The 24,486-nt window shown below is 58.5% G+C and carries 21 protein-coding genes and 1 pseudogene; 8 read left to right on the top strand and 14 right to left on the bottom strand.

All coding sequences use genetic code 11. The features are described 5' to 3' along the window. Nucleotides 1-4: 4 nt before the first annotated feature. The 5 genes from QM780_RS03950 to QM780_RS03930 form a co-directional block, all read right to left on the bottom strand. Nucleotides 5-1,282, bottom strand: a complete 1,278-nt coding sequence (locus QM780_RS03950; protein ID WP_415069189.1) for an NAD(P)/FAD-dependent oxidoreductase — start codon at nucleotides 1,280-1,282, stop codon at nucleotides 5-7. A 55-nt stretch (nucleotides 1,283-1,337) separates the two neighbouring features. Next, on the bottom strand, nucleotides 1,338-2,162 hold the full coding sequence (locus QM780_RS03945) for an ABC transporter permease subunit (protein WP_415069188.1): 825 nt from the start codon (nucleotides 2,160-2,162) through the stop codon (nucleotides 1,338-1,340). Next, on the bottom strand, nucleotides 2,159-3,061 hold the full coding sequence (locus QM780_RS03940; RefSeq protein WP_415069187.1) for an ABC transporter permease: 903 nt from the start codon (nucleotides 3,059-3,061) through the stop codon (nucleotides 2,159-2,161). Before QM780_RS03940 ends, QM780_RS03945 begins: the two co-directional genes overlap by 4 nt. A gap of 8 nt (nucleotides 3,062-3,069) precedes the next feature. Next, complete coding sequence (locus tag QM780_RS03935) at nucleotides 3,070-4,263, bottom strand: ABC transporter ATP-binding protein (protein WP_415069186.1); 1,194 nt, start codon at nucleotides 4,261-4,263, stop codon at nucleotides 3,070-3,072. 96 nt (nucleotides 4,264-4,359) lie between these two features. Next, nucleotides 4,360-5,478, bottom strand: a complete 1,119-nt coding sequence (locus QM780_RS03930) for a polyamine ABC transporter substrate-binding protein (RefSeq protein ID WP_415069185.1) — start codon at nucleotides 5,476-5,478, stop codon at nucleotides 4,360-4,362. A gap of 474 nt (nucleotides 5,479-5,952) precedes the next feature. On the opposite strand from QM780_RS03930, the gene QM780_RS03925 reads away from it, so the two are divergent. The 6 genes from QM780_RS03925 (at nucleotide 5,953) to QM780_RS03900 (ending at nucleotide 14,318) form a co-directional block, all read left to right on the top strand. Further along, the gene (locus QM780_RS03925; protein WP_415069184.1) at nucleotides 5,953-7,353 is read left to right on the top strand and encodes a glutamine synthetase family protein; all 1,401 of its coding nucleotides are present in this window, start codon (nucleotides 5,953-5,955) and stop codon (nucleotides 7,351-7,353) included. 398 nt (nucleotides 7,354-7,751) lie between these two features. Then, the gene (locus QM780_RS03920; RefSeq protein WP_415069183.1) at nucleotides 7,752-8,885 is read left to right on the top strand and encodes a response regulator; all 1,134 of its coding nucleotides are present in this window, start codon (nucleotides 7,752-7,754) and stop codon (nucleotides 8,883-8,885) included. A 144-nt stretch (nucleotides 8,886-9,029) separates the two neighbouring features. Next, entirely contained in the window at nucleotides 9,030-10,427 is a 1,398-nt protein-coding gene (locus QM780_RS03915; protein WP_415069182.1) for a class I SAM-dependent methyltransferase, read from the top strand. A gap of 4 nt (nucleotides 10,428-10,431) precedes the next feature. Further along, complete coding sequence (locus tag QM780_RS03910) at nucleotides 10,432-13,083, top strand: ATP-binding protein (RefSeq protein WP_415069181.1); 2,652 nt, start codon at nucleotides 10,432-10,434, stop codon at nucleotides 13,081-13,083. Further along, complete coding sequence (locus QM780_RS03905; RefSeq protein WP_415069180.1) at nucleotides 13,064-13,822, top strand: response regulator; 759 nt, start codon at nucleotides 13,064-13,066, stop codon at nucleotides 13,820-13,822. Before QM780_RS03910 ends, QM780_RS03905 begins: the two co-directional genes overlap by 20 nt. Further along, entirely contained in the window at nucleotides 13,794-14,318 is a 525-nt protein-coding gene (locus QM780_RS03900) for a hypothetical protein (RefSeq protein ID WP_415069179.1), read from the top strand. Before QM780_RS03905 ends, QM780_RS03900 begins: the two co-directional genes overlap by 29 nt. A gap of 21 nt (nucleotides 14,319-14,339) precedes the next feature. Here the strand turns inward: QM780_RS03900 and QM780_RS03895 are convergent, their stop codons facing one another. Together QM780_RS03895 and QM780_RS03890 are read right to left on the bottom strand one after the other, a co-directional pair. Further along, entirely contained in the window at nucleotides 14,340-14,717 is a 378-nt protein-coding gene (locus tag QM780_RS03895) for a TetR-like C-terminal domain-containing protein (protein ID WP_415071965.1), read from the bottom strand. A gap of 45 nt (nucleotides 14,718-14,762) precedes the next feature. Next, nucleotides 14,763-14,870: pseudogene (locus QM780_RS03890) on the bottom strand (TetR/AcrR family transcriptional regulator); the annotation flags it as partial. Between the two features lie 169 nt (nucleotides 14,871-15,039). Here QM780_RS03890 and QM780_RS03885 point away from each other — a divergent pair. Together QM780_RS03885 and QM780_RS03880 are read left to right on the top strand one after the other, a co-directional pair. After that, the gene (locus QM780_RS03885; protein ID WP_415069178.1) at nucleotides 15,040-16,458 is read left to right on the top strand and encodes a coniferyl aldehyde dehydrogenase; all 1,419 of its coding nucleotides are present in this window, start codon (nucleotides 15,040-15,042) and stop codon (nucleotides 16,456-16,458) included. A 119-nt stretch (nucleotides 16,459-16,577) separates the two neighbouring features. Next, nucleotides 16,578-16,991, top strand: coding sequence for a diacylglycerol kinase (locus QM780_RS03880; protein WP_415069177.1), 414 nt, complete (start codon nucleotides 16,578-16,580; stop codon nucleotides 16,989-16,991). 28 nt (nucleotides 16,992-17,019) lie between these two features. On the opposite strand, the gene QM780_RS03875 is transcribed toward QM780_RS03880, so the two are convergent. The 7 genes from QM780_RS03875 to QM780_RS03845 all read right to left on the bottom strand — a co-directional run bounded on the left by QM780_RS03875 (nucleotide 17,020) and on the right by QM780_RS03845 (nucleotide 24,468). Continuing rightward, on the bottom strand, nucleotides 17,020-17,253 hold the full coding sequence (locus QM780_RS03875) for a KGG domain-containing protein (protein WP_415071964.1): 234 nt from the start codon (nucleotides 17,251-17,253) through the stop codon (nucleotides 17,020-17,022). 316 nt (nucleotides 17,254-17,569) lie between these two features. Continuing rightward, nucleotides 17,570-18,250 carry a DUF2076 domain-containing protein gene (locus QM780_RS03870; protein ID WP_415069176.1) on the bottom strand — a complete coding sequence of 227 codons (681 nt, stop codon included), beginning with the start codon at nucleotides 18,248-18,250 and terminating at the stop codon, nucleotides 17,570-17,572. A 542-nt stretch (nucleotides 18,251-18,792) separates the two neighbouring features. After that, nucleotides 18,793-21,399 (bottom strand): TonB-dependent receptor, encoded by a 2,607-nt coding sequence (locus QM780_RS03865; protein ID WP_415069175.1) that lies wholly within the window; start codon nucleotides 21,397-21,399, stop codon nucleotides 18,793-18,795. 319 nt (nucleotides 21,400-21,718) lie between these two features. After that, entirely contained in the window at nucleotides 21,719-22,081 is a 363-nt protein-coding gene (locus QM780_RS03860; RefSeq protein ID WP_415069174.1) for a hypothetical protein, read from the bottom strand. A 116-nt stretch (nucleotides 22,082-22,197) separates the two neighbouring features. Then, the gene (locus tag QM780_RS03855) at nucleotides 22,198-22,761 is read right to left on the bottom strand and encodes a cytochrome b (RefSeq protein WP_415069173.1); all 564 of its coding nucleotides are present in this window, start codon (nucleotides 22,759-22,761) and stop codon (nucleotides 22,198-22,200) included. Next, complete coding sequence (locus QM780_RS03850) at nucleotides 22,758-23,807, bottom strand: catalase family peroxidase (RefSeq protein ID WP_415069172.1); 1,050 nt, start codon at nucleotides 23,805-23,807, stop codon at nucleotides 22,758-22,760. Before QM780_RS03850 ends, QM780_RS03855 begins: the two co-directional genes overlap by 4 nt. A gap of 163 nt (nucleotides 23,808-23,970) precedes the next feature. Then, complete coding sequence (locus QM780_RS03845; protein ID WP_415069171.1) at nucleotides 23,971-24,468, bottom strand: DUF2165 family protein; 498 nt, start codon at nucleotides 24,466-24,468, stop codon at nucleotides 23,971-23,973. Nucleotides 24,469-24,486 lie beyond the last annotated feature (18 nt).

Genomic DNA, 24,486 nt, shown 5'->3' with positions numbered 1-24,486 from the left:
GAACCTACAGAAGATCGCGCAAGCGATAATAGAGCATCCCAAGCCCCAGCATGTAATTGCCGAACTGATCGCTGAGCGGCAGTTGGATTTGCTTTATCCGCGCAAAGAGATCGAACTTTTCGGTCGTCCCGCAAATGGCATCCACCACGATTTCAGCGGCAATGTGCGTGGCGTTGACGCCGTGGCCGGAATAGCCCTGGAAATAATAGAGGTTGGGCGATAGCCGACCGACGGCGGGCACACGCGTGACCACGATCGCGATCGTGCCGCCCCACTTGAAGTCCACCCGTGCATTCTTGAGCCGCGGAAAGACCTTTACCATGCGCGGCTGCATGACCGCAGCAATGTCTTTCGGATCGCGGTTGGTATAGTTGCAACGGCCGCCGAACAGCATCCGCCGGTCGGCCGACATGCGGAAGTAGTCGAGAACGACATTGCTGTCGGCCACGGCTAGATTTTGCGGATCGACACTCGCTGTCTCGGATCCGCTCAACGGTTCGGTGGCGATGATGTAGCTTCCGGCCGGCAGCATCAGTCCTTTGAGGCCGGATTGCCCGAACTTGTCGAAGACCTCGCCGCCGATGATGACTGTCTGGGCTTCGACACGGCCCCGTGCGGTCTCGACCCACGGCTTGGCCCCGCCGGAGAGTTTGACGACACGGCTGTCTTCGAAAATTTTTGCGCCAAGCGAAACCGCGGCTGCCGCCTCGCCCCGGCAAAGGTTGAGCGGATGCAGATGGCCGCTGCGCCGATCGATATAGCCGCCGTAGTAGGATTGTGTGCCGAGAACCTCCGGCATCCGCGACTTTTCGACGATCTCAATCTGGTCGCCGTCGCCGTCTTTCATGCGCTGCTCGACATAAGCGCGCATGTTGTCCATGTGGCGGGGCCGCGCCGCGACTTCCATCCAGCCGTAAGCCAGGTCGCATGCAATTCCGTACTTCGCGACCCGCTCTTCTATGATCTGATGCCCGCGATAGCGGATATCGCGGACAAACTTGGCGCCAGCCGCGCCGAGCTGTTGCTTGATCGTCTCCTCGCCGCTGATGCCGCCGATCATCTGGCCGCCGTTGCGACCGGACGCGCCCCAGCCAATGCGATTGGCCTCGAGCAGCACGACGGATCGGCCGCGCTCGGCCAGTGTCAAAGCGGCCGCGACGCCGGAGAACCCGCCGCCGACAATGCACACGTCGGCCTTCACGGTTCCCTCCAGCGCCGGATAGCGTGTCTGGTCGTTCACCGTCGCCGCGTAATAGGAGCGTATGTAATCTTGTGCCGTCACGATGGCCCGCTGCTTAGCGCGAGCCGGCGCGAAAGACAAATGCCTCGTGCCATGATCAGCCTGCCGCGCCGAACGCCTTCCGCCGCTCTCGCTCCGCACGTTCCGTCTGGCGCTTGGTGAAGTACGCCGCCGACAGCACGCCGACCGTCACAATGCCGATCAGGATGGTCGAGATGGCATTGATCTCGGGCGTCACCCCGAGCCGGACCTGGCTGTAGATCTTCATCGGCAGCGTCGTTGCGCCCGGGCCGGTCGTGAAGCTCGCGATAACGAGGTCGTCAAGCGAGAGCGTGAACGCCAGCAGCCACGCCGAGATGACCGACGGCGCGATAATCGGCAGCGTTACCTGGAAGAAGGTGCGAAGCGGCGTCGCGCCGAGGTCCATGGCAGCTTCCTCGACCGATTTATCGAAGTCCTGCAGTCGCGCCTGCACCACCACCGCCGCATAGCACATCGTGAAGGTGATGTGGGCGAGCGTGATGGTCCCGATACCGCGATCGATTCCCAGCGCCACGAATACCAGCAGCAGCGACAGGCCGGTAATGACGTCGGGCATGACCAGCGGTGCGAAGATCATTCCCGAAAAGAGCGTCCGGCCACGAAACCAGCCCATCCGAACCAGCGTGATCGCTGCAAGAGTTCCGAGCACCGTCGCAACCGTCGCCGAGACGACTGCAACGCGCAAAGTCACCACCGCGGCATCCTTCAAAGCCTGGTTCTGCAGTAGCGATCCGTACCACTTCGTCGACCAGCCCGCCCAAACCGTGACGAGCTTCAACTCGTTGAAGCTGAAGATCACCAGCAGCAGGATCGGGATGTAGAGGAATGCAAATCCGAGTGTCACGGATGTCGCGTTGAACCACGAAAATCGTCCGCTCATCGTCCGGCCTCCCGCTGCATTTCCTGCTGCCGTTGGAACAACACGATCGGAATGATCAGCACGAGCAGCAGCAACACCGCCACCGCCGAAGCCAGCGGCCAGTCGCGGTTATTGAAGAATTCGGTCCACAGCGTTTTGCCGATCATCAACGTGTCCGATCCGCCGAGCAGATCCGGGATCACGAATTCACCAACCGCCGGGATGAAAACGAGAAGGCAGCCGGCAAAAACCCCCGGCAGCGACAGCGGGAACGTCACTTGCCAAAACGCCCGCCAAGGCTGCGAACCCAAATCCTGTGCAGCTTCGAGCAGCGACGGATTGATTTTCTCTAGGCTCGCATAGAGCGGCAGGATCATGAATGGCAGATACGAGTAGACGATGCCGATATAGACCGCCGTCGTCGTATTCATGATTTGCAGCGGCTCACTGATGATGCCGAGCTTTATCAGGAACAGAGACAGAAACCCCTCGGGCTTCAGAATTGCGATCCACGCATAAATGCGGATCAGGAAGGATGTCCAGAACGGCAGGATGACGAGCATCATCAACGTCGGCTGCCACGACTTTGGCGCCCTCGCCATGCCGTAGGCCATCGGATAGGCGACGAGCAGCGTCAGAAGCGTTGCAATGAACGCAATCTTGAGACTGGAGAGATAGGCATTGATGTAAAGGGAGTCGCCGAAAATGAAGGAGTAGTTCTCGAAATCGAGTTGCGAAACGAACGCAGAAATGCCCGTCGCCCAACTGAAGGTTGGAGTGTACGGCGGAATCGCCGTTGCCATATCCGAGAGCGACAGCTTGAAGACGATGAAGAACGGAATGAGGAAGAAAACGAGCAGCCAAACGAACGGCGGCCCGATGACGTACCAGCGCCGGAAATCGGATGTTTTTGCACTCATGGAAACCCTCAGCCCGCTAGAACCACGCCTGCGTCGACCGGCCAATCGAGCCAGACGTTGTCTTCCCAGGTGATCGCGCACTCGACCGTGTGGGCTGCATTGGCGCGAAGCGCCGTCACGCGCTGACCATTGGCGGTGCGGACGTGATAATGTGAAATGGAGCCGAGATAACCGATGTCCTCGACCTTGCCGGGAATGGCATTGATGTCGCTCGCCGGCTTGTCGATCGCGATACGGATTTTCTCAGGCCGCAACGCAAGCCCGACCTTCTGACCGACCGAGACGCTTTCAGCACTCTTCGTCTTGAATTTGTGGCCCTCTGCCGTATCGACCTCGATGCAACCGTCCGCGACTTTCGACACCGTCCCATCGAAAACATTCACATCGCCGATGAAGCCCGCGATGTAGCGCGTCCTCGGATTTTCGTAGATATCGCCAGGCGTCGCCACCTGCACCAGAACACCTTTCTCCATGACGGCGATCCGGCTCGCTACAGTCATCGCTTCTTCCTGATCGTGCGTGACGATGATGAAGGTCGTTCCCGTGGTCTCCTGAATGCGCATCAGCTCGAATTGCGCCTGCTGCCGGAGCTTCTTGTCGAGCGCGCCCAACGGTTCGTCGAGCAGCACAATCCGCGGTTTCTTCGCGATCGCGCGCGCCAGCGCCACGCGCTGCTGTTGGCCGCCCGAAAGCTGATTGGGTTTGCGTTTCGCGAACTGCCGGAGCTCGAGCATGCCCATCGCTTCGTCGACGCGCTCGGCGATTTTGTCTTTCGGCATTCCCTCCTGCCGAAGTCCGAATCCGATGTTCTGCTCGACCGTCATGTGCGGGAACAGAGCGTAGGACTGGAACATCATGTTCACCGGCCGCTCATAGGGCGGCAGCTCGGTGATATCCTGTCCTGCCACAATAAGCTTGCCCTCCGTCGGCCGCTCGAAGCCCGCGAGCATCCGCAGAAGCGTGCTCTTTCCGCAGCCCGATGGCCCGAGCAGCGCGAAGAACTCTTTCTCATAGATATCGAGCGTCACGTTGTTGACCGCGACGAAGTCATCGAAGCGCTTCACGATGCCCTCGAAGCGGACGATCGGCGGCAGGTCAGGATTTTTCCACGGCGCAAACCCCGACTGCGGTGCGGCCGTACGCGGACCCGCGCGTTGAGCGGTTGCAGTATTCGCTTGGGGTTGTGCAGTCGCGACAGCCATGATCGAAGTCCCTTAAACCGTTGTCATTTGCGCGCCGGGCCACCGGCAGCGGAGAAAGAAAAAACCGCGCCAGTGTGAACTGGCGCGGCTCTGGAATTACTGGCCTGTCGTGATTTTCGTCCACATTCGAGTGGCGAGCCTTTGGGTTTTGTTGTCCCAGGTCAGATGCACGAAAAGCTTCTTCATCGTATCGGCATCGGGGTAGACCGCCGGATTTTTCAAGATGCTTTCGTCGATGAACTTCTGCGATCCGAGATTGCCGTTGGCATACTGCACGAAGTTCGAAGCCTTCGCCATGACCTCGGGACGGTTCAGATAGTTGATGAACGTCAGTGCCTCGTCGACATCCTTGGCGTCCGCCGGGATCGCCATCATGTCGAACCACATCTGGGTTCCTTCCTTCGGGATATTGTATTTGATGATCTGACCGTTCTTCGCGTCCGTTGCACGCGAGGCGGCCTGCAGGATGTCACCTGACCACCCGAGCGCCATGCAGATATCGCCGTTGGCGAGCGCATTGATGTATTCGGATGAGTGGAACTTCTTGATGTACGGCCGGATCTTCAACAGCATGTCCTCGACTTTCTGCAAGTCTTCCGGATTTTTCGTGTTGGGATCGAGACCTAGATAATTGAGCGCGACCGGAATGATGTCTTCCGGAGAATCCAGCATATAGATGCCGCAATCCTTGAATTTCGCGGCAATTTCCGGCTTGAAGATCATGTCGAGAGAGTTGACCGGCGCATCCGCCATCCGCTCTTTGATTTTGGCCTCGTTGTAGCCGACGCCGGTGGTACCCCACATCCAGTTCGCGGCATAATCGTTGCCGGGATCATACTGGGCGATGCGATTGTAGACTTCCGGCCAGGCGTATTGGAGGTTCGGGAGCTTGGACTTGTCGAGCTTCTGGAAAACGCCGGCCTTGATCTGTCGCGACAGGAACGACGCCGTCGGCACCACCACGTCGTAGCCGCTACCCCCGGCCAGCAATTTTGTCTCAAGCACTTCGTTGCTGTCGAAGACGTCGTAGACGACCTTGATCCCGGTTTCCTTGGTAAAGTCGGTGAGTATCGAAGGATCGATGTAATCAGACCAATTGTAAACCTTTACGACCTTCTCTGCAGCCTGCGTGCTCTGCCCGACAAACGTGACGACGGCAGCCGCAGCAACAATAGAATACGCGACGCGACGCGCCGCCTTCCCGAGCCACAACATCAGAAATCCTCCACGGATCAGTCCCATACCCGCCACACGTTGGTAGCCGGTCCCACGCACCACGCCGCTTACGCAACGTTTTGCTAAACGCCGACCATACTGCTCATTTAAATTGCGAAGCACAACGGGGCCGACTGCATAAAAATGCTTTCGATGCGGTGCACCGATCAAAAACAACCTTGATACGGTCGATTGCCCGATCTCAAGTCAGAGCGCTGCCCTATTGGGCGATAACGACAAAACCTGCGGTATCACTGGGACATTGCGCCGGCTATTGAGGTTCTCCCGGCGAACGGGTTATCTGTTGCCCGTTACCGTACGACAAGCCAATGCGTCGGACGCGGCCCCGGACCAAGGTAAATTACAAGGGTCCCCGCTCATCCCTTGCCTTCGTTTCTCTCTGGTACGCGCATTGAGACGCCGCCCGCACGCGTCGCGTCGACAACATAAGCGAAACCGATACCCAGGTGCTTCATGAATGCCCCTCCTGCACGGCCCTTGAATGAGGAAACTGATTTTGGCGTAGGTTCGACACCGGAACGACTTCGGGATTGGCTGCGCGAGCATCGCATCGAAGAGATTGATTGCGCCGTCCCCGACATTGCAGGTGTGGCTCGCGGCAAGACGATGCCGGCCGAAAAATTCGTCAAGCTCGACGCCGTGCATCTTCCCATCTCGATCTTCCATCAGACGATCACCGGCGATTACGTCGGCTTCGAAGAAGACGGCCAGGAGCTTTACGCCGAAAACGATTTGATGATGGTCCCGGACCTTTCGACCATCCGGCCCGCACCCTGGGCTTCGAGCCCAACCGCACAAGTCATTCACGATGCGCAATGGCAGAGCGGAGCGCCCGTCGAAATCGCACCGCGCAACGTGTTGAAGCGGGTCGTCGATCTTTATGCAAAGGAAGGCTGGGTGCCCGTCGTCGCGCCCGAACTCGAATTCTACCTCACGAAGACGAATCCTGATCCCGATTATCCTCTCGAGCCGCCGACCGGCCGTTCGGGCCGACCGGGCGCAGGACGGCAGGCCTATAGCCTCGGCGCCGTCGACGAATACGACAAGATCGTCGACGACATCTATGACTTCGCCGAACGCCAGTATTTGAAAATCGATACGATCATTCAGGAAGGCGGCGCGGCGCAGCTTGAAATCAATCTGCTGCACGGCGACCCGGTCGACCTCGCCGACCAGGTCTTCCTGTTCAAGCGAACGATACGCGAGGCAGCGTTCGCACAGAACTGCTACGCGACATTCATGGCCAAGCCGCTCGCCAATGAACCGGGCAGCGCCATGCACGTTCATCAAAGCATCGTCGATGCCAAGACGGGCAAGAACATTTTCTCGCTGCCAACCGGCGAGCCGAGCAAGCTGTTCTTCAATTTTCTCGCCGGGCAGCAAACCTATCTGCCCGCCGCCATGTGTCTTCTCGCACCTTATGTGAATTCCTATCGTCGGCTCGTTCCCAATGGCGCGGCCCCGATCAATGTCGAATGGGGTTACGACAATCGCTCCGCCGGATTGCGCGTGCCGATTGCCAATACCGCCGCGCGCCGCGTCGAGAACCGTCTCGCAGGCGCAGATTCAAATCCCTACCTCGCGCTCGCGGCGAGCCTCGCATGCGGCTACCTCGGAATGAAAAACGCTCTCGAGCCGCGTCAGGCGGTCGTCGGAAATGCGTACAGGAACGATCACCAGCTGCCGCGCGGACTGCTCGAAGCACTGACGGATTTCGAGGAAAGCACCGCGCTTCACGACATTCTGGGCAAGCGCTTTTGCCACGTTTATCTTGCTCTGAAGCGGAGCGAATTCGAGGAATTCATGCGGGTCATCAGCCCGTGGGAGCGCGAACATCTATTATTGAGCGTTTGATCGCCCAAAGTCGGATCGGCGACATAACCGCCGATCAATTCACAATAGCGGCCCGATTGCGGGCCGTTATTTACCTGCGCAAATAGCCGCAGCGTGCGAGTTCTCAAAGGCGGCCGCAGTCAAAGCACGCATTCATTTTTTCTGCCCATACCGTGTTTGCCGGTGTCCGTGCGATCAAAACGGCCGCTTCTGCGGCTATAACGAGACTTTTGTTTCGTTGTGAAAATCGCGGTCAGAGATTTTTAAGAATGCCTGCGGATCAATTTCAATTTTCGACCAATGTAGCATTGTTTCCAAATATTCCTGGTCCAATTGAATAGTATTGAACGGCATGCATGCACGTGGAATAAGCCGCCCGAATTAAAGGCTTCGCCTTACGGCGAGCAAGGTTTCCAAAAATGTCAAATACGACAGCTCTGAGCGAAAAGAAAAATACGACGATCCTGTTCGTCGACGACGAACCTTTGTCCCTGAAGTATTTCAAGGCATCGATCGGCAAGTATGCCAACGTAAGAACGGCAAACAGTCCCGAGGCCGCTCTTGAGATCCTGGAAACGGAAGGCGATGAAATTTCTGTCGTCGTCAGCGACGAACGCATGCCGCGCGACAGTGGCGTGTCGTTCCTCAGCGACGTTCGCAAGTCATGGCCCTCGGCCGTGCGTGTGCTGACGAGCGCTTATGCCGACATCGAAAACCTGCAGCATGCGATCAATGATGCAGCCATCTTTCGTTTCGTTCCGAAGCCCTGGAACCTCGACGAACTCTGCACGGCGATGCAAGAGGCACTACAGGTTGAACAGGACGCCGCCGCCGTTTCCGAGCCGATCCTGGGCCACGCGCCCGACGGCGACGCAAAGGACGCTAATCTGGCGCTGCTTTCGGTTCTTGCGAACGGCCTGGAGCGACCGCTCAAATCTCTCGACGCCGAATCCGCGCATCTCAACCAGCTTATGAACCAGGGATCGCTCGAAGCACCTGCTTCGGCAACGTCTTATATGGAGACGTGGTCGTCGCGGCTGCGGCAATCGAAGATCACGGCCTCGACCGCGCAAATTCAGAAAGACATCGAGCACTGCCGCGCGCTGGCAAACTCGATCGGCAAGCTCGCGCGCGGGCTCTTAAGTCCAGCCGCCACTCCGGCCTCGTCGATGGCGGACACCGTTCTTGAAGTGATCGAGCAAGGGACGAACGGCACGACGGGAGAGTTGACCCTCGATACGTCGAACGACTTCTCTTATGGCATGCCGCGCGAAATCATGAAGTTCGTCCTCTCGAGCCTGCTGCGAGGTGGCGCCACCGCGCGGCGATCGCAACCGCCCCCGCCCGCCCGCATAACGCTAACGAACGGCACCTCGCATAACGAGCTGCGGCTTGACCTCGAGCTTGGGCAATCCTCGATGTCCCTCGATGAAAATCAGGCTTGGAGGACGATCCGCAGCGCGCTTTGGGCGTTCGGAGGCGAGCTTTTGGTGTCCCCTGCCAATGTTTCGGGCAGAACCTCGTTCATCGTTTGCCTCCCGAAACCCCTTTAATCTGCCCCAAAGCAAGGATGTATCATCAAGTCATTGATAACTAAATTCTATATCAACTGTTTCTAAATCACGCGGCGCAAAACTGAGCGACTGTGGTAACCTTGCGTTTGCCATGTCCACAACGTTCAGTCAGGAGCGGATCCCTTGCGTATCGAGCGTGACATTGATCGCACGGTCTCATTCAGAAGCAGCCAGGGCACCATTATTCGCGGAACCCTCAGCAAGCTTTCACGACACAACATCGTCTTTGAGATCTACAATCCGTTTTCACCTGTCCAGACGAGCGAGGTCTTAAGCGACCTAAAAGTACGTCGTGGCAAGAACTTAGTTTATCAGGGCGATGCCGTCGTCACCGGAGTTGTTACAACAAGTATCCTGGTGGTTGTCTCCGCCACCCTCGTCAACCAGTGGTCGGCAATCGATACCATTATCTCCGATCCGCATGACCTCGGCGCCGAGGTCGGGCGCTTCGTCGAAGAGTGGGAACGGACCAACAAGCTCGATCCAAATTATCAGCTCAAGATCTCCGACCTACGATCCTTCCTCAGCGACCTGAGCTTCTGGCTCGACCAAGTCGACCTCGCCGTCGAGAATGAATCGGGTTCCAGCAACGCTGCATTGGACAACGCCCGGTTTGAAGAGATCAAAGCCCGCATCGTGCCCCGGCTCAACGACCTCTACATGGAACTGGAAGAGGCATGTCGCCAGCTCGAAGTCGATGAGGTTGAAAACCACAAGCAGGCGGCGCAACGCGATTTGCTGCCTCTTATGATGGCGTCACCCTTTTTCAATCGGGTCTACTCGAAGCCGCTCGGCTACGCCGGCGATTACGAGATGGTCAACATGATGTTCCGCAGGGAGCGGGACGGCAAGACGACCTACGGCCAAATCATCAACGACTGGCTATTGAGCACCTGCCCGGCGGAAGCGCACCGTAACCGGATTTTCATGCTCGAGAATATGTTGAACGAGACGGCCGAAGCCGCCGCGGCGGCAAATAAGGAAGTCAGCGTCCTCAACGTCGGATGCGGCCCCGTCCAGGAACTGCAGCTGTTCTTCTCGAAAAACGAGGATGCGCACCGCTTTTCATTCGATCTGCTCGATTTCAACGCCGAGACGCTCGAGTATGCGAAGCAACAGATCGAGGTGATTACCGATAAGCAGGAAAATCCGCCGAAGGTCACCTACATCCTGAAGACGGTGCAAGAGCTGCTCCGGCAAGCGATCGAATTGCCCGAAGCCACCAAAACCTACGACGTCATCTATTGCGCCGGCCTATTTGATTACCTGTCCGATCGCGTTTGCGCCAAATTGGTACGTCTCTTCTATCAGTGGTGCAAACCCGGCGGCCGGGTGATCGTCACAAATGTCCATTCTTCAAATCCTGTTAAGGGTTTGATGGAACATGTCTTGGAATGGCACCTGGTTTTGCGCAACGAAGCCGACATGGAAAGACTTGGGCTCGATGTCGGGCCGCTAAAGATTTATAGAGACGAGACCGGTATCAACGTCTTCTTGGAGACCGAAAAACCCCAGACCTGACATCATGGACGACAGCAACGACCTGAGGCAGGCCTTCGAGGCTGAAGAGCATGAGCTTCGGCTTAGGCAGACGAAAGTTGCTGGTATCCTCGGTATCGCCCTGGTTCCGGTAGGGATTTTCCTCGATTACATCACCTACGCCGATCAGCTCGGCACTCTGACCTTCATCCGGCTGGCGACCGCCGGCGTGATCGCCGTTCTCTTCGCCCTTCTCTTCTGGGAAAGAACTGCCGTCCACGTCCGCTACGTGACGATGGCCGGCCTGCTTGTCGCCGTCGCCTCGATGGCCGTTATGATCGGCATCACCGACGGCGCCAATTCGACCTATTACAATGGCCTCTTTCTCATTTTGTTCATCGTCGGCGTGCTGGCGCCGATGCAGCCGTTCGAGGCCGCGCTCCTCTCCGTTTCGACGCTCGGCATCTACATAATCGCGTGTTGGCACGTCCCCGGCGCCGCCGAAATGACGAACGCGCTGATGAACAAGCTCTACTTCCTCGTCCTGACCTGCATCATCTCGGTCACCGCCGTGCATTTCAACTACCGCCGGCGCTTCAACGAGTTTCGCCTGAAATACAAGCTCGCCGCGCAGCATCAGGAATTGTCCGCGCTCGACCGCTTGAAGTCGCAGTTCTTCGCCAATGTCAGCCATGAACTCAGAACGCCGCTGACGCTTATCCTGGCGCCGGTCGAAAAATTGAAGTCCGATGCCGCTCAACTCGACCCGTCGGCCCAACAGCTTCTCGACGTCATAGAAAACAACGCGCTTCGCCTGCTTCGACTCGTGAACGACATCCTGAGCCTCATCCGGCTCGAAGAAGGTCGCGCCGCGCTTGCCAAGAAGCAGATCGACCTTGCCAGCTTCCTGAAGCACACCGCAGCATCGATGAAGCACCTCGCCGCCCTTAAGGGCGTGCAACTGGAGCTTCAGGAGCCGGACGGCGATCTCCTCATCAGCGCCGACCAGGACGCGCTGGAAAAAATCGTCAGCAACGTCATCGCCAATGCCATCAAGTTCACCCCGCCCGGCGGGCGCATCGATATGTCGGCGATCGACGACGGCAAATTCGTTACCGTAAAGATCTCCGATACCGGCATCGGTATTCCGGCGGAGCAGCTGCCGCACATCTTTGATCGCTTCTATCAGGTCGATGGTTCCGCCACCCGGCGGCACCAGGGCCTGGGTCTCGGCCTCGCCTTGGTGCGAGAACTGATGACGCGCCACGGCGGCGACGTGACGGCCTCCAGCGCCGCCGGTCAAGGCACGACATTCGTTTTACGTTTTCCGCATGCATTGACGACAACATACTTCGATATGGATAGCACTGAAGCAAAGCCGGATAATCTCGCCGACGATCCCTTGCGTACTTTCGATCGCGCCGCATCCGCCCGCGCCCTCATAATCAATGAAATAGCGGATGTTCCGGCTTCAGCGACGCCGACGGAGAAGATCGAGCAACCGCCAGCAAATGCCTCGGCCGATCTCCCTCTGCTTCTCGTCGTGGACGACGAACCAGACATGCGCCGCTATCTCGTTTCGATGCTGCGCGAAAGCTATCGCGTCATCGAAGCACCGGACGGCATCACCGCGCTGGAAAAAGCCAAGGAGCAGAAACCCGATCTCATGCTGCTCGACGTCATGCTGCCGGGCGTCAGCGGTCTGGAGGTCTGCCGTTCGCTGAAAGAGCGCGCCGATACGCGCGGCATCAAGATCATAGTCTTGACGGCGAGGGTCGACGAAGAAGCCAAGATCATCGCGCTGAAGCACGGCGCCGACGACTTCCTCATCAAGCCATTCAGCGGTTTGGAGGTTCGCTCGCGCATCGCCAACCTGATCCGGGCGGCACAGCTCGAAAGCGACCTGCAACGAACCAACGGCGAGTTGAAACAGAGCCTGCAGCAACTGCGCGAAACCGAGGCCGCACTGGTCCAGAACGCGCGCCTCAGCGCCCTCGGCACGATGGCCGCCGGCCTGCTGCATGAAATCGGCAATCCGTTGAACTTCATGGGGACGGCGCTCCAGCTGGCGGCCCGCGATCCGACCATTCAGGCGGATCCGGACACCGCCGATACCTTGAATGACATCCAGGCCGGCTACGAACGCATCCACCGCGTCGTCACCGATCTGCGCGGCTTCACCGCGCCGCACCGCCCCGAACATCCCCGGCCCTTCCACATCGAGTCCGCCATCGACCATGCCCTCCGGTTCACGGCTCATGTTCAGAAAGGGATAACCATAACGAAGAATATCACCGCGCAGGGCGAGGTCGTCGGATCACAGTCGACGATCGCCCAGGTGCTCGTCAATCTGATCGTCAACGCCGTCGCGGCGGTGCGCACCGTCGAGGAACAGCGCACGCCCGAGATCGCCATCACCTCCTACGTCGAAGGCGATGAAATCATTGTTTCGGTGCGTGATAACGGCACAGGCATCGACCCGAAAATCCAGACACAGATATTCGATCCCTTCTTCTCGACGAAGGACGTCGGCGAAGGCATGGGATTGGGATTGGCGGTCAGCCACCGCATCATCGCCAATCATGGTGGTTCACTGAGTGTTAAGAGTAGTCTTGGAGAGTGGACGGAGTTCCGTTTCAACTTGCCGATCGCATCGGACAAAGGACACCAGGTTTCTTATGGAGTCGCTGCGTATTGACCAGCCCGTCGAGATTCTGATCGTCGACGACGAGCCTCAAGCGGTCAAATACTTCAAGAAGGCGTTTGGCGCGAAGTACGACGTACTGACCGCGACGAGCGCCGACGAAGCTGAATCGCTGATCCTCTCTGGCAACCACAATATCGGGCTCGTCATCTCGGACCAGCGCATGCCTGGCCGCAGCGGCGTCAGCCTTCTCAATCGCATTCGCAACGAGCGTCCCGACATCATCCGGATGTTGACGACGGCCTACGCCGATCTCGACAGCGCCATCGACGCCGTCAACAAGGGCGAAATCCTTCGCTACATTTCCAAGCCCTGGGATCTGCGCGTTCTCGAAGCCGAAATCGAGCAGGCGATCACCTTCTATCTCTTGAAGAATGAATACGACATGCTGCTGCGCGACAAGCTCAGCGCCCTGCACCGGACGCTTTTGCGCGACCGCATGAACAATCTCGCCATGCAGTCCGGCCTGCTGCCCTACAACAACGCGCCGCTGACGATCTATCACTACCTCAAAGATTTCGATTGCCGAGACGGCTTGGCGCCCGGCGGTGCAGAAAGTCTGGTCTCAGCTTCGCGTCCGCGATCACTGGCGCATTCCCGTCGAGGAAACTCAGCGCAGTATCGACCTGTCGGAAGAATTGACGCGCAATGCGCCCTTCGCCGACGCTGCCCCCGGCACGGAAGCCGATATCGCATTGATCGCAATGTCATGCGCAGAAACGGTCAATCGTGACTTCGGCGTTCCGCAGATCAACGTCATTACTGAAAAGCCGAGCATGGTCATCGCCGCCGATCCGACGGCAATGCGCGACATCCTGCTTCAGCTGATGGAGCCGATGAGCTCGTGGCCTGCGCAGGGTAGCGCCGTTCAGGTCAACGTCCGGAACGAAGTGGCCCATGGCGACGAACCCGTCGTTGGCGTTCACTTCGAGATGCGCAACTGCGAACCGCAAAAAGCCATGCTCGACTGTGCTCTGTTCACGCCTCCCCTTCAGGCGGCTCCGAAGCGCGCCAGCGATTATCTTCGCGCAACGCTCGCGATCGGCCATATCGGCGGCACGGTCGTCTCGCCCCCGATGCAGAACGGCTACAAGCAGATCCACGTCACGCTGCCCGTCCGCGCGACGGCAGGCGAAAAGAGAATTGGCGCCATGCCGAAACAGTGGCTGCAGGATCTGAGCGACGAATACGAGAAGTGGGTTCTCGGCACGCTCGACATGGCGGCCTGATCGCCGCCACCTTCGACGCCTTCACGCCACAAGTCCTTCGAGCAGGACCGCAAGAGCGGCAGCCACCGGCTGCTCACCGACTTTTTCCGGCATGAGAAGCCGATCCAGTTCCAGCATCGTCAGCCCATGAACGAGCGCCCAGCACGCTGCTGCCTGACCCTGAAGCGCTCCGGCTTTGAAAACGCCGCTTTGCTGCCCGCGCGTCAAAATATCCAGAAGCACCGTGAAAGTGGACGACGACGCCTCTTCAAGAGCTTCGCTTGATCCCTGCCTAATCTCTGAACTGAACATAAGGCGATAGAGCGCCGTATTGGTCAGCGCGAAGCACATATATGCCTTCGCGACGGCCAGAATTTCGTCCTTCGGCGGCATCCCGAGCGGGTTTGTCGCGGCTAGCAAGTCCTCCCGCAGCTGTCGAAAACCCTGGGCTGCAACTTCTACAAGGAGAGCGCTCTTATCAGTGAAATGCTTGTATGGCGCCGTGTGACTGACGCCCGCCCGTCTGGCAACCTCGCGCAAGGTAAATTGCCAACCCGGGCCTTCGCGAAGCATCCCCAGCGCGGTTTCGACCAAAGCGCGCTTGAGATCGCCATGATGGTATGGTCGTTCGGGTTGATCGCACACGGACGACACCAGAATTAACAGGCCATAGATGTTGACACGCGAAACATCGTAACCTAAATCGCACTATGTTTCCACTGTCTACATTGGAGATCGTTTAATGACTGCTCACGTTCCGGTCAAGGATGACTTCCTCCTGAGCGCCCTCCTTTCTAGGCAGCGGGCCGCCTTTCTCCGCGACGCGCACCCGTCTGCCGCCCAGCGGCGGTCCGATCTCCTGAAGTTGAAGCGCGCCCTGCTGGCGCGACGTCCACGGTTCGAAGCTGCGATCAGCAAGGATTTCGGCTACCGGTCCGCCTACGAGACGCGGATCATGGAAATCATCCCCATCATCCAGGCGATCAACTATCTTCGTCGCAATGTCAGAAAATGGATGCGCCCAGAGAGGCGCCGCGTATCCCTCCACTTCCTGCCCGGCCGCGCCAGCGTCATCTATCAGCCCGTCGGCGTCGTCGGCATCGTCGCCCCTTGGAACTATCCTCTATCGTTGGCGGTGATGCCGCTTCTCTCGGCCATCGCCGCGGGCAACCGCGTCATTATAAAGCCCTCCGAGCTGACGCCCGCGACCAGCGATCTTCTGAAAGCGATGCTCCGCGATATCTTTTCCGAAGATCAGGTGGCCGTCGTGACTGGCGGCCCTGAACTCGGCGCGGCCTTCTCTCGCCTTCCGTTCGATCATCTGGTTTTCACCGGCAGCACGAATGTCGGCCGCATGGTCCTCAAAGAGGCGGCCGAAAACCTCGTGCCCGTCACGTTGGAGCTCGGCGGAAAATCTCCGACCGTCATCGGTCCCGATGCCGACATCCCGACCGCCGCTGCAAGCGTCGCGTACGGCAAGCTCGCCAACGCCGGACAGACCTGCATCGCACCCGATTACGTCCTGATCCATGAAAAAGATGCGGCGGCTTTCGTTGCGTCCTACGGCGAGACGGCGACAACGTTTTATCCTGGCGGCGCTGATGACCAGAACTACACCTCGATCGCCAGCGCCCGCCACTATGCGCGCCAGCGAACGCTCCTCGAAGATGCCGAAAAAAAGGGTGCGCGTATCATCGGCTGCGGAAAGGACGGCGCGTCCGGCGGCCACAAGCTCGCTCCCGCGATCGTACTGAACGTCACCGACGACATGATGCTCATGCGCGAAGAAATCTTCGGCCCCATTCTGCCGATCGTGACTTATCGCTCGCTCGACGATGCCATCTCCTACATCAATCGCAGGCCGCGCCCGCTCGCACTTTATTATTTCGGCAGCAGCGGCGAAGATCGTCAGAAGATTTTGACGCGCACGATCTCAGGGAACGTAACCGTCAACGACACCTTGATGCATTACGTGCAGAACGCGCTGCCGTTCGGTGGCATAGGGATGTCCGGCATGGGCGCCTATCACGGCATCGAAGGTTTCAAGTCGCTCAGCCATGCCAAGGGCGTGTTCGAGCAGAGCCGCTGGAATCTTGGTGGATTGCTGCGGCCGCCGTTCAATCGCGCCACGGACTGGGTGATCCGCTACCTCCTGCGCTGATCGCGATACGTCGCCTCTTTACATCATCGCTGGAATTTCCGAGACAACGATCTCGCTATGCGCGTGCGTGAGCCTGCGTGACCCCGCCTGTCGGCCAGAAACCACCTAAAGGAATTCCAATGCAGCAAACGGTTGTGAGGGTCATCTGCGCGATCGGCCAATCCGGCCAGCTCGGCCTTCACGGCCAATTGCCCTGGGAAGGAAACACCGACCCGGAATACGTTGCCGACGTCGCCCGCTTTTTCGATATCACGCGTGGCCATGTGTTGATGGCGGGACCGAAAACCATCGGCGCTGTGCCTGAATTCGCCCGCCGGGACCGCACTCTCGTTGTGATACGCTCTCACATGGATCCCGAAGAAACGTTGAAGCAGTATGCCGGCCGTGTCGTCTATATCGGCGGCGGCCCGCCAGTCTGGGACGTCTATGCCAAATACGTCAGCCACTGGGATGTGACGCGCCTGCCGTACGACGGCCCCGCTGATCGCTGGTTCAATCCGAAATGGCTGACGGCCTCGAGCCTCGGCGCCTAGACCGGCCTCAGGACAAACGTTGAAGGCATCAGTGCTGGCCGCCTTTCCGGCCAGCCTCGGCGGCACGCTTCGGATCGTTGCGGAAATTGCCGCCGCTTTCATGACCGCCTTTCCGGCCGGCCGCTGCAGCGAGATCATGGTCGCGGGCGAAACTTCGTGCATGATTAGGAACGCTTGCACCGCCCTTGCGCGCAATTTCACGCTGCTTCTCCTTATCCATTGAAGCAAATCCGCGTTTCGATGTCTTGACCTCTTCCGTCATCATTTCAACCTTCTGCTCATACGCTTTTGCTCATATCGAATCCGGCAGCAACGTGGTTCCCAATGCATTGCTTCCGCTTCGGTGGCTTCGATATGGGAACTGGCCCGCAGCGAACCGGTTCCCCGATACGTCGCGACAAGGCAAAGGAACATCTGCTCGGCCCGACAGGCCAAAGCGCGCTCTAAATCTGAAGGCAAAACTGGAAAGAAGAAGCGCAAAGCAAATGCGTAGCCATAGCGAACGGCTATAGCGGATCGCAGTCACCGATCATCGGCACGGTTGCTCGATGATCGGCAAAAGCGTCAGGCGTGTTTAGTTAAACATCCAGACTGTCGTCGTCGGTCCAGGTGTCTTCGTAATCGTCTTGATCGTCTTGCGCGTCCTGCATGCGATCGAGTTCGGCATCGTCCGCCGCAAGATCTTTTTGCGCCTGGTCGGCATCATCGCGCGCGTCCTGCGCGTCGTCCTGCAAGCGATCGATTGTTGCTTGATCGCTCGCGCCTGAACTTCCGGAAGCATATGCGGTGCTGCCGCCGCCGAAGAGACTGCGAATACCCTCGGCAAGAAAAACACCCCCGGCGACGCCGGCGGCCGTCGACAGCGCCGAAGACAGAAAACTCCCTGAACCACCGCCGGACTGAGGCGAAGAGGCCCAAGGGCCGCCCGTTTCCGCTGCGCGTTGCTGTTGGGGTGCCGCGCTGCCGAACCTGCCTCCGGATTGCGGCACCGAACCTCCCGAAAGAAAGCTGCCCCGCCCCGTTGCATATTGTTGCGGGCGCGACGCTGCCTGCTCGAGGTCCCTCATCCGGGCTTCGGCGCGCTCCAGCGCCTGCTGTTGGATGATGACCGTCTGGGCAAGATAATAGGGAGCGTCTGGCGATCTGCGAATGAGATCGTTGATAAGCGCCTCGGCGTCGGGATCCTTGGCGTCCGCGCTCCGATAGCTGCGCAGGCGGTCAAACAAGTCTTCGATGAGCTGCTGTTCTTCCCTATCCATGGGAATAGCCTCCGCTAGAGTTCACGGCCAATGGCTGTGCATTGTGCGACGCGGAAGATGTAGGAAGCGCACCGCGTCAGTGACATGGGCGACCGATTACATTTCCTTCACATTTTGCGTGCGTCGAAGGCTGCCAGCCGGCGAAACCTTATTCGACGGGAAATGGCACGAAGATGAACGGACACCCGCGCTCGCACGGCTTCGCACTCGGCCACTTGGATTAGGCCGCACCGCCAACGCCCGAGAACTCGAGCCTCAGCCTTGGCTCAACCTCCCCTCGGCGCGACCCCACGCCTTTCCTTTGTCGCGACCCGCCAATGCGATACAAAAATTGGTACTGATGGAGCTAATCGGGAGAAACGCACATGGATAAAATCGCCATCGTACTGCTTTTCACTGTCACCGCCGCCATCTGTCTGACCGTCTTTCACATGGCGGACGGTAAATTCTGAACCGGCCGACCGCGCCCATAAAGAAGCGGCGGACCTTGTCGGCCCGCCGCTCGAAGTTTTCGGGATCGGTAGTAGTCGAGAGTAAGAAACTCAGAATTTCACTTTCACGCCGCCGTAAGCCGCGAACGGTATCGCAGGCACCACGGTCCGCGAGTTGTCCTCGTTGAAGTGCACGCCGGTTGCTGGCGTGAGTGCATTGGCATCGTCGACGCTGAAGTAGGTACCGTAGATCGAATAATCCTTGTCGAACAGGTTTTCGAACAAACCATAGATCTGCACGTGGTCGGTGACGTCGTAAGACGTGTGCAGATTGACCTTGGCGTAGCCGCCGAGCGGCTTGTCGAGGTTGGCTTCGTCGCCGAAGAAAATCTGGTTGCTTGCCGCCACGAGATCGGCACCGAGTTTCCACTTCGAGGTCAGCCAGTAATCGAACCCGGCTTTGAACGTGTGCGCGGGAATCCCCGGTAGACGATCACCCTTGTGGACGGCATAGCACTTGACGTCATCATCGTCGTCGCCTCCACCGCCGTCATCATCGCCGCACTCAGCCGTTCCTGCACCAGGGTGATTGGGCGACGGGAAAATCGCGTCGGAGTCGAAAGTCGCGTCGGTATAGGTGTAGTTGGCGTAGGCGAACAACCGCTCCGTGCGATACGCAACGTTTGCTTCGACTCCCTGCCGAAGCGTCTTGCCCACGTTCTGGAAGTATCCATGGCCGATGTCGGTCGAAGCAGCATCGAAGATGTCGTCGGTATTGAGTGTGCGGAACAGGCCGACGCCCCAATCCCATTGCGACTTCTGCTGCCAGTTCTTGATGGTCCCGCGGAAGCCAGTCTCCCAGGTATGAGACACGACCTGCTTCAAATGCGGATCCGCCGTCAGGAAGCTTTCGATCAAGCACGGGTTATTAGGATCGGCGCAGGCAAGTTCCGCTGCCGTCGGCGCGCGGTTGGCTTCCGAGTATCCGCCATACCAATTGAGAGACGGCGAGAATTTGTACGTCAGGCCGGCAGACGGGTTAAAGCGGTTGTACTTGTTGACGCCATTGAGTTCGTCGTTTTCCGGGCTGCCGGTGTTCTCGATCTCAATGCGAGCAAAGTTGTAACGGCCGCCGACGGTCAAAGCCAACTGATCTGTAATGTCGAAGGTGTTCGTAAAGTAAGCGCCGAAATAGTCGTTCGTCGTCGTGAGCGAGCGCGGGTTGAAATCTTCCGTACCGGTCAGGATGATGCCTTGACCGTCGACCACGAATTTCGGCTCCATGAATCCAAGTTCGCTTTTCGCCGTATAGGCGACGTGGCCGTGATCATAGCTGACGCCGACGATGAACTGGTTGGTGTGCCCGAAGAGCTTGGCGTTCTCTTGGGCCTGCAGCGTCAAGCCGGCCGTATCAGCATTTTGTGACGTCTGGTCGATCGAGCCATAAACATTGTCCGTAAACGGGATCGGACTGTTATTGGCCGCATTGAGAACCTGATCGTCTCCCGAGCACAGCGTCCCGGCTTCCGCTCCGCCGCAATCACCCGGATCGTCGAACAGGTTGCCGTCAAGGTGCTTCTGGTTGAAGTGCCGATAGTAGGTGACGCCCGATAAAGTCAGCGTGTCGGTCGCGCGCACCTTACCGTTGACCGAGTACATCTGCATCGTGTTGTCGGTCGTTTGCGGCGAGGTGAATGTCAGGCTCCGGTCAATATCGAGCAGTTGTGTCGGCGCCGCGGCCGTAACGCCGACATGGTTGTCCGCGCCCGTGAAGTTGAAGTGGAACTCAGCGTTATCGCCTTTGACACCCACATCGAAGTAGCCGCGGCGAACCTCGGCATCGGAGAAGTCGCGGAACCCATCGTCGTCGATGGCCTCGAACGCCCCATAGGCCGCCCAGTTCCCGCTGCGATATCCAGCTTCCGTTGACACTTGCTTGCGCCCGTACGAGCCGAACATCGTGTCGACGTCCCAACCCTGGTAGTTGAAGCCGTCCTTCATGTCGATGACGACAGCGCCCCCGAGGGCGTTGAGTCCGAATACGGGATTGCCGACGACGACCGCGACATTGTTGATCGCATTCGACGGCAGGAAGTCCCAGTTGACGATATCGCCGAACAACTCGTTGATGCGGACGCCGTTCTGATAGACGGCAAGTCCCTGCGGGACGCCATTGACGGGCGACGCCTCGAAACCGCGGAACTGAATATTAGTCTGGAATTGGTTGCCCTGGAGATCGTTGACGATGAGGCCAGGGATCTGGCTCACGAGCGCGTCCTGAAGGATGACTTGATCGCCGCGCTTCAGCGCCGCCGAATCCATCTGATAAACGCTTCCGGGCACCTTATCGACCGGCAGTGTGCCGCCGACCGGAGACATCTTGACGGTGCTGGACTCAGGCGGCGCCGCAAATTGCAGCCCCTCCGCCGTTGCCTCGGACGACTGGGGTGCCACCGGCGCCGGAGTGGCCGCAACGGCTGTCGCCGGCTTCGGCTTCGGCTTGCTCGCCTTCTTTACCGGCTTCGGCGGAGTCTTCTGCTGCCCCTGAATGACTTCCACCTCGGGAAGCTTTTGCGCCGGAGTTTGCGTTTGCGCGGGCGCTGGAGGAGGCGTCTGCCCCGTGCCCGTCCCGCCGGCGTCTTGCGCGTAACCCGAATTCGTCCCGCTGGCCGCTAAAAGCGCGGCCATCGCCGCCGACGTCAGTATCCGACGCGTCATCCCCCAAGTCCCCATCTCATGTGTCCTCCGCTAACCCGGAGGAGCGCAGAACAACTTTTACATGGCCTCGATTCGGGCCAATTTCCCCACCGCTAACAAAGTGGAGTTCCCACAGATGGGTCAATCCGATGCAGCCGCTGACTTTTTCCCAGCTGTCGCCTTCCAACCCGCGCGTGACATTGCGGCAACAAAACCTTGTTCACTCGGGAATATTTCCCGATTATTTCGGGAAATGAAACGCCATACGGGCGGGACGAATCGGGCAACCACAGCGATCGGGAGCAATTCCGCGGGCATATTCGCGGAACGCCGACCGATCTCAGCTGGATTTCCAGAAATCCGAACGGGAATAAGTAGCAAATGGCGAAGCGCCCTTGAACGGCGTTTCCGCTCGCGTCGCCATCTTGTCGTAGCACGCTAATCGATCGGCATTCGCGCGGATGTGCGCGCACTGCAGAAAGCCGGAAGCTTCATTGACTTGCATGACGCCGGAAAGTGAAATCCCGACCAGCACGCATGCGCAAATAATCAGCACAAAGATCGTTACCGCCTTGCGTACGTCGATCGCCGCGAAACTGCTTTCCTCATTCCCTCTGCGATGACGCATCACTCGCGGTTCTTCATACCCATCCTTCGCGGCCTGCGCGCTCAATTGATCCATATCCATGGCCGCCTCCATCAATCAGAGACCTGCCAGGAAAATTGGGAACTATCGCATAAGGATTCGATACGCTTTCGGACTGGAAAACATAAAGGCGTGACGAGTTGCTTCCTCGCGGCCGTCTCGCGCCGGAATTCTCACTCCGCCGGCGCTGCACCCCGGTGCGTCGATACCGGCGCCATCGCTTCGAACACCCCGTCCTGCCTGACGAGCGCGTGATAAAGCGCCGCCGCGATATGCACCAGAACAACGGCGAAGAACGCGAATGCAAGGTAATAATGTGCCTCCCAAAGCCAAGTATGGAGGCTGTCGCTCTGCGGCAGAATTGGCGGCAACCGCAATCCGCCAAAAATGACGATCGGATACGCCTCGGCCGACATCATCGCCCATCCGATCAGCGGCATGCCGATCATCAACGCGTAGAGCACATAATGCGAAAGCTCGGCGGCAAGCTTCATCGGTTCCGGTAAATCGCGCGGAAGTGCTGGCGTACCATATCGCAGCCGCACCACCAATCGGACAAGCGCAAGCACGAGAATCGCGATGCCGAGCGATTTGTGAATTGAAACGAGCGTCAGATATTTCGGCATCACAGTCGAGACCATGCCGACCCCGATGAAGAGCATCGCGAGAATGCAGATAGCCATGACCCAGTGCAGAAGTCGCTGCAATGGATTGAAACGCTGGTTGGTTCCGATCATTGCTTCTCTCCAGTCAGAGTGCGCGGATAATCCTTCGCCTCCGCTGTTCGAAGATCGTAGGATTTTGCATAAGCGGCCGACCTCGCGGCTGGGAACGGATCATCCGACACCGCGATGCCTGTCGGCAAAACGGTTGGATCGAAATTAATGTCGCGACAGGGGCCGTCCCGCTCCTGCTCGATCTTTTCGACGGTCAGCGTCCCGACCTCGATTTTCCTGCGATCAGCCGGCCATTCCTTGCTCGGGTCGGCGGTCGGATCTCCTGGATCGGCAAGCGTCAGAACGAGTGTCCACATCTGCGGAGCCGCAGCGACGCGCTGCGTAATCTCTTGCTCCAGAGTATCGGGCCCGCGTTTGGTAAGCTCTTCTTGCGAAATAGGAACCGCTTTGGCTGTCGGCGACAGCGACCAGCGCACGACGTGTTGAGCGCCGTCCTTGTTGGTCATGACGAAACTGTTGAGACTGTTATACGGCTCTTCCGCATAACTTCCCGTCCAAGGGGCGGACTTCGCCCATTCGCCGAACTTCGCGAACTCCGGATTTTTCGCGACGAACGTTTTCATCGCGTCGGCATCCTTGCTCTTGGACGCCATCAGCAGCCCGTAGAATGCTTGCGGATTGGAAACCGGGAAGAACGGCGGATCGATCATCGCGCTGCGCCAGACCTGTCCGTCAGGCGTCGTGAATTGCACGCCAAGACCGCGAACGCGAACGGTTGCATCAGGCGCATCAGGGTTCGGCGTTCCGAGATTGAAGCGGCCGACGACCGGATATTCGCCCTTGAGAAAAACGCTCGCCTTCGAGATTTCGCTTCCCGCACCATTGGCCGCGAACGAGCCGGTGAAACAGATGCCCTTGGCGTGGTTGCGGCGGTGTCCCAGAGCCGGGCCGCCAGGCGGCGCAAAAGCATCCACCAGTTTCGTCGGAGTAAGCCGTTTCGGCGACAACCATCCGGCGGTATACGCGAACGCCGCAGCGCCGGCGCCGACGATGAGCGCGATCAACACGAACGAGACGGAGGGCGGCAGCCTATGAGAATCTGGCATGGAAGCCTCACTGGCAAGGAGCAATAAGACCGGCGGTCATCTGCAATGGAATATACGCCGACAGCCCGGATAATCTTTCCGATATCGCTGTTGGTCTTGCGAATTCGCACGACATATCGTCCAACCCGTATCCGGAGGCGAAATTCCGTTTTTCTCAACCCAACTATGCTAGATCCTGATCGGGTTGGTTCAGAAATATCAGCACTGCCAGCATGGACACGTAAAATCGGAATGCCGGCTGCTGGCCGTTCCAGGATTGCGATTCCCACATCGCGAACCATTCGCCGCCAACGACCATGAAGCCGAAAAACCAGACTAGAAATCCGAGCGTCGCCGCCGCGATCGCATAGCTCTTCGCGCGATTGAAAGCCTGCCCCGAACCTCGCCGCACACGCCAGAGAGCAGCCGATCCGGTGACGAAAAGTATTCCCGTCAGCGCCTCGGCGAGAATGATGGCCGCGTATGCAATTTGCCAAAGCAATGGATTGGAAATCGCCCTATATTTGAGATCATTTCCGGGGAACGTCGTGTCCATGCTCAATACGTGCTGCACGAACGCATAATTGGTTCCGTAGTCCGCAATATTGTCGAACGCCACCAACAGGCAAAAAAGCCCGAGCGCGAAACACATGATAATCTTGCTGAGGCGCGTGACGAGCATCCGCCTAATTCCCCTTCA

This window comes from Hyphomicrobium sp. (genome assembly GCF_047600905.1).
GTDB lineage: Bacteria > Pseudomonadota > Alphaproteobacteria > Rhizobiales > Hyphomicrobiaceae > Hyphomicrobium_B.
Note: the sequence above shows the minus strand (reverse complement) of the source record. Positions and strands in the feature narration are given on the sequence as shown.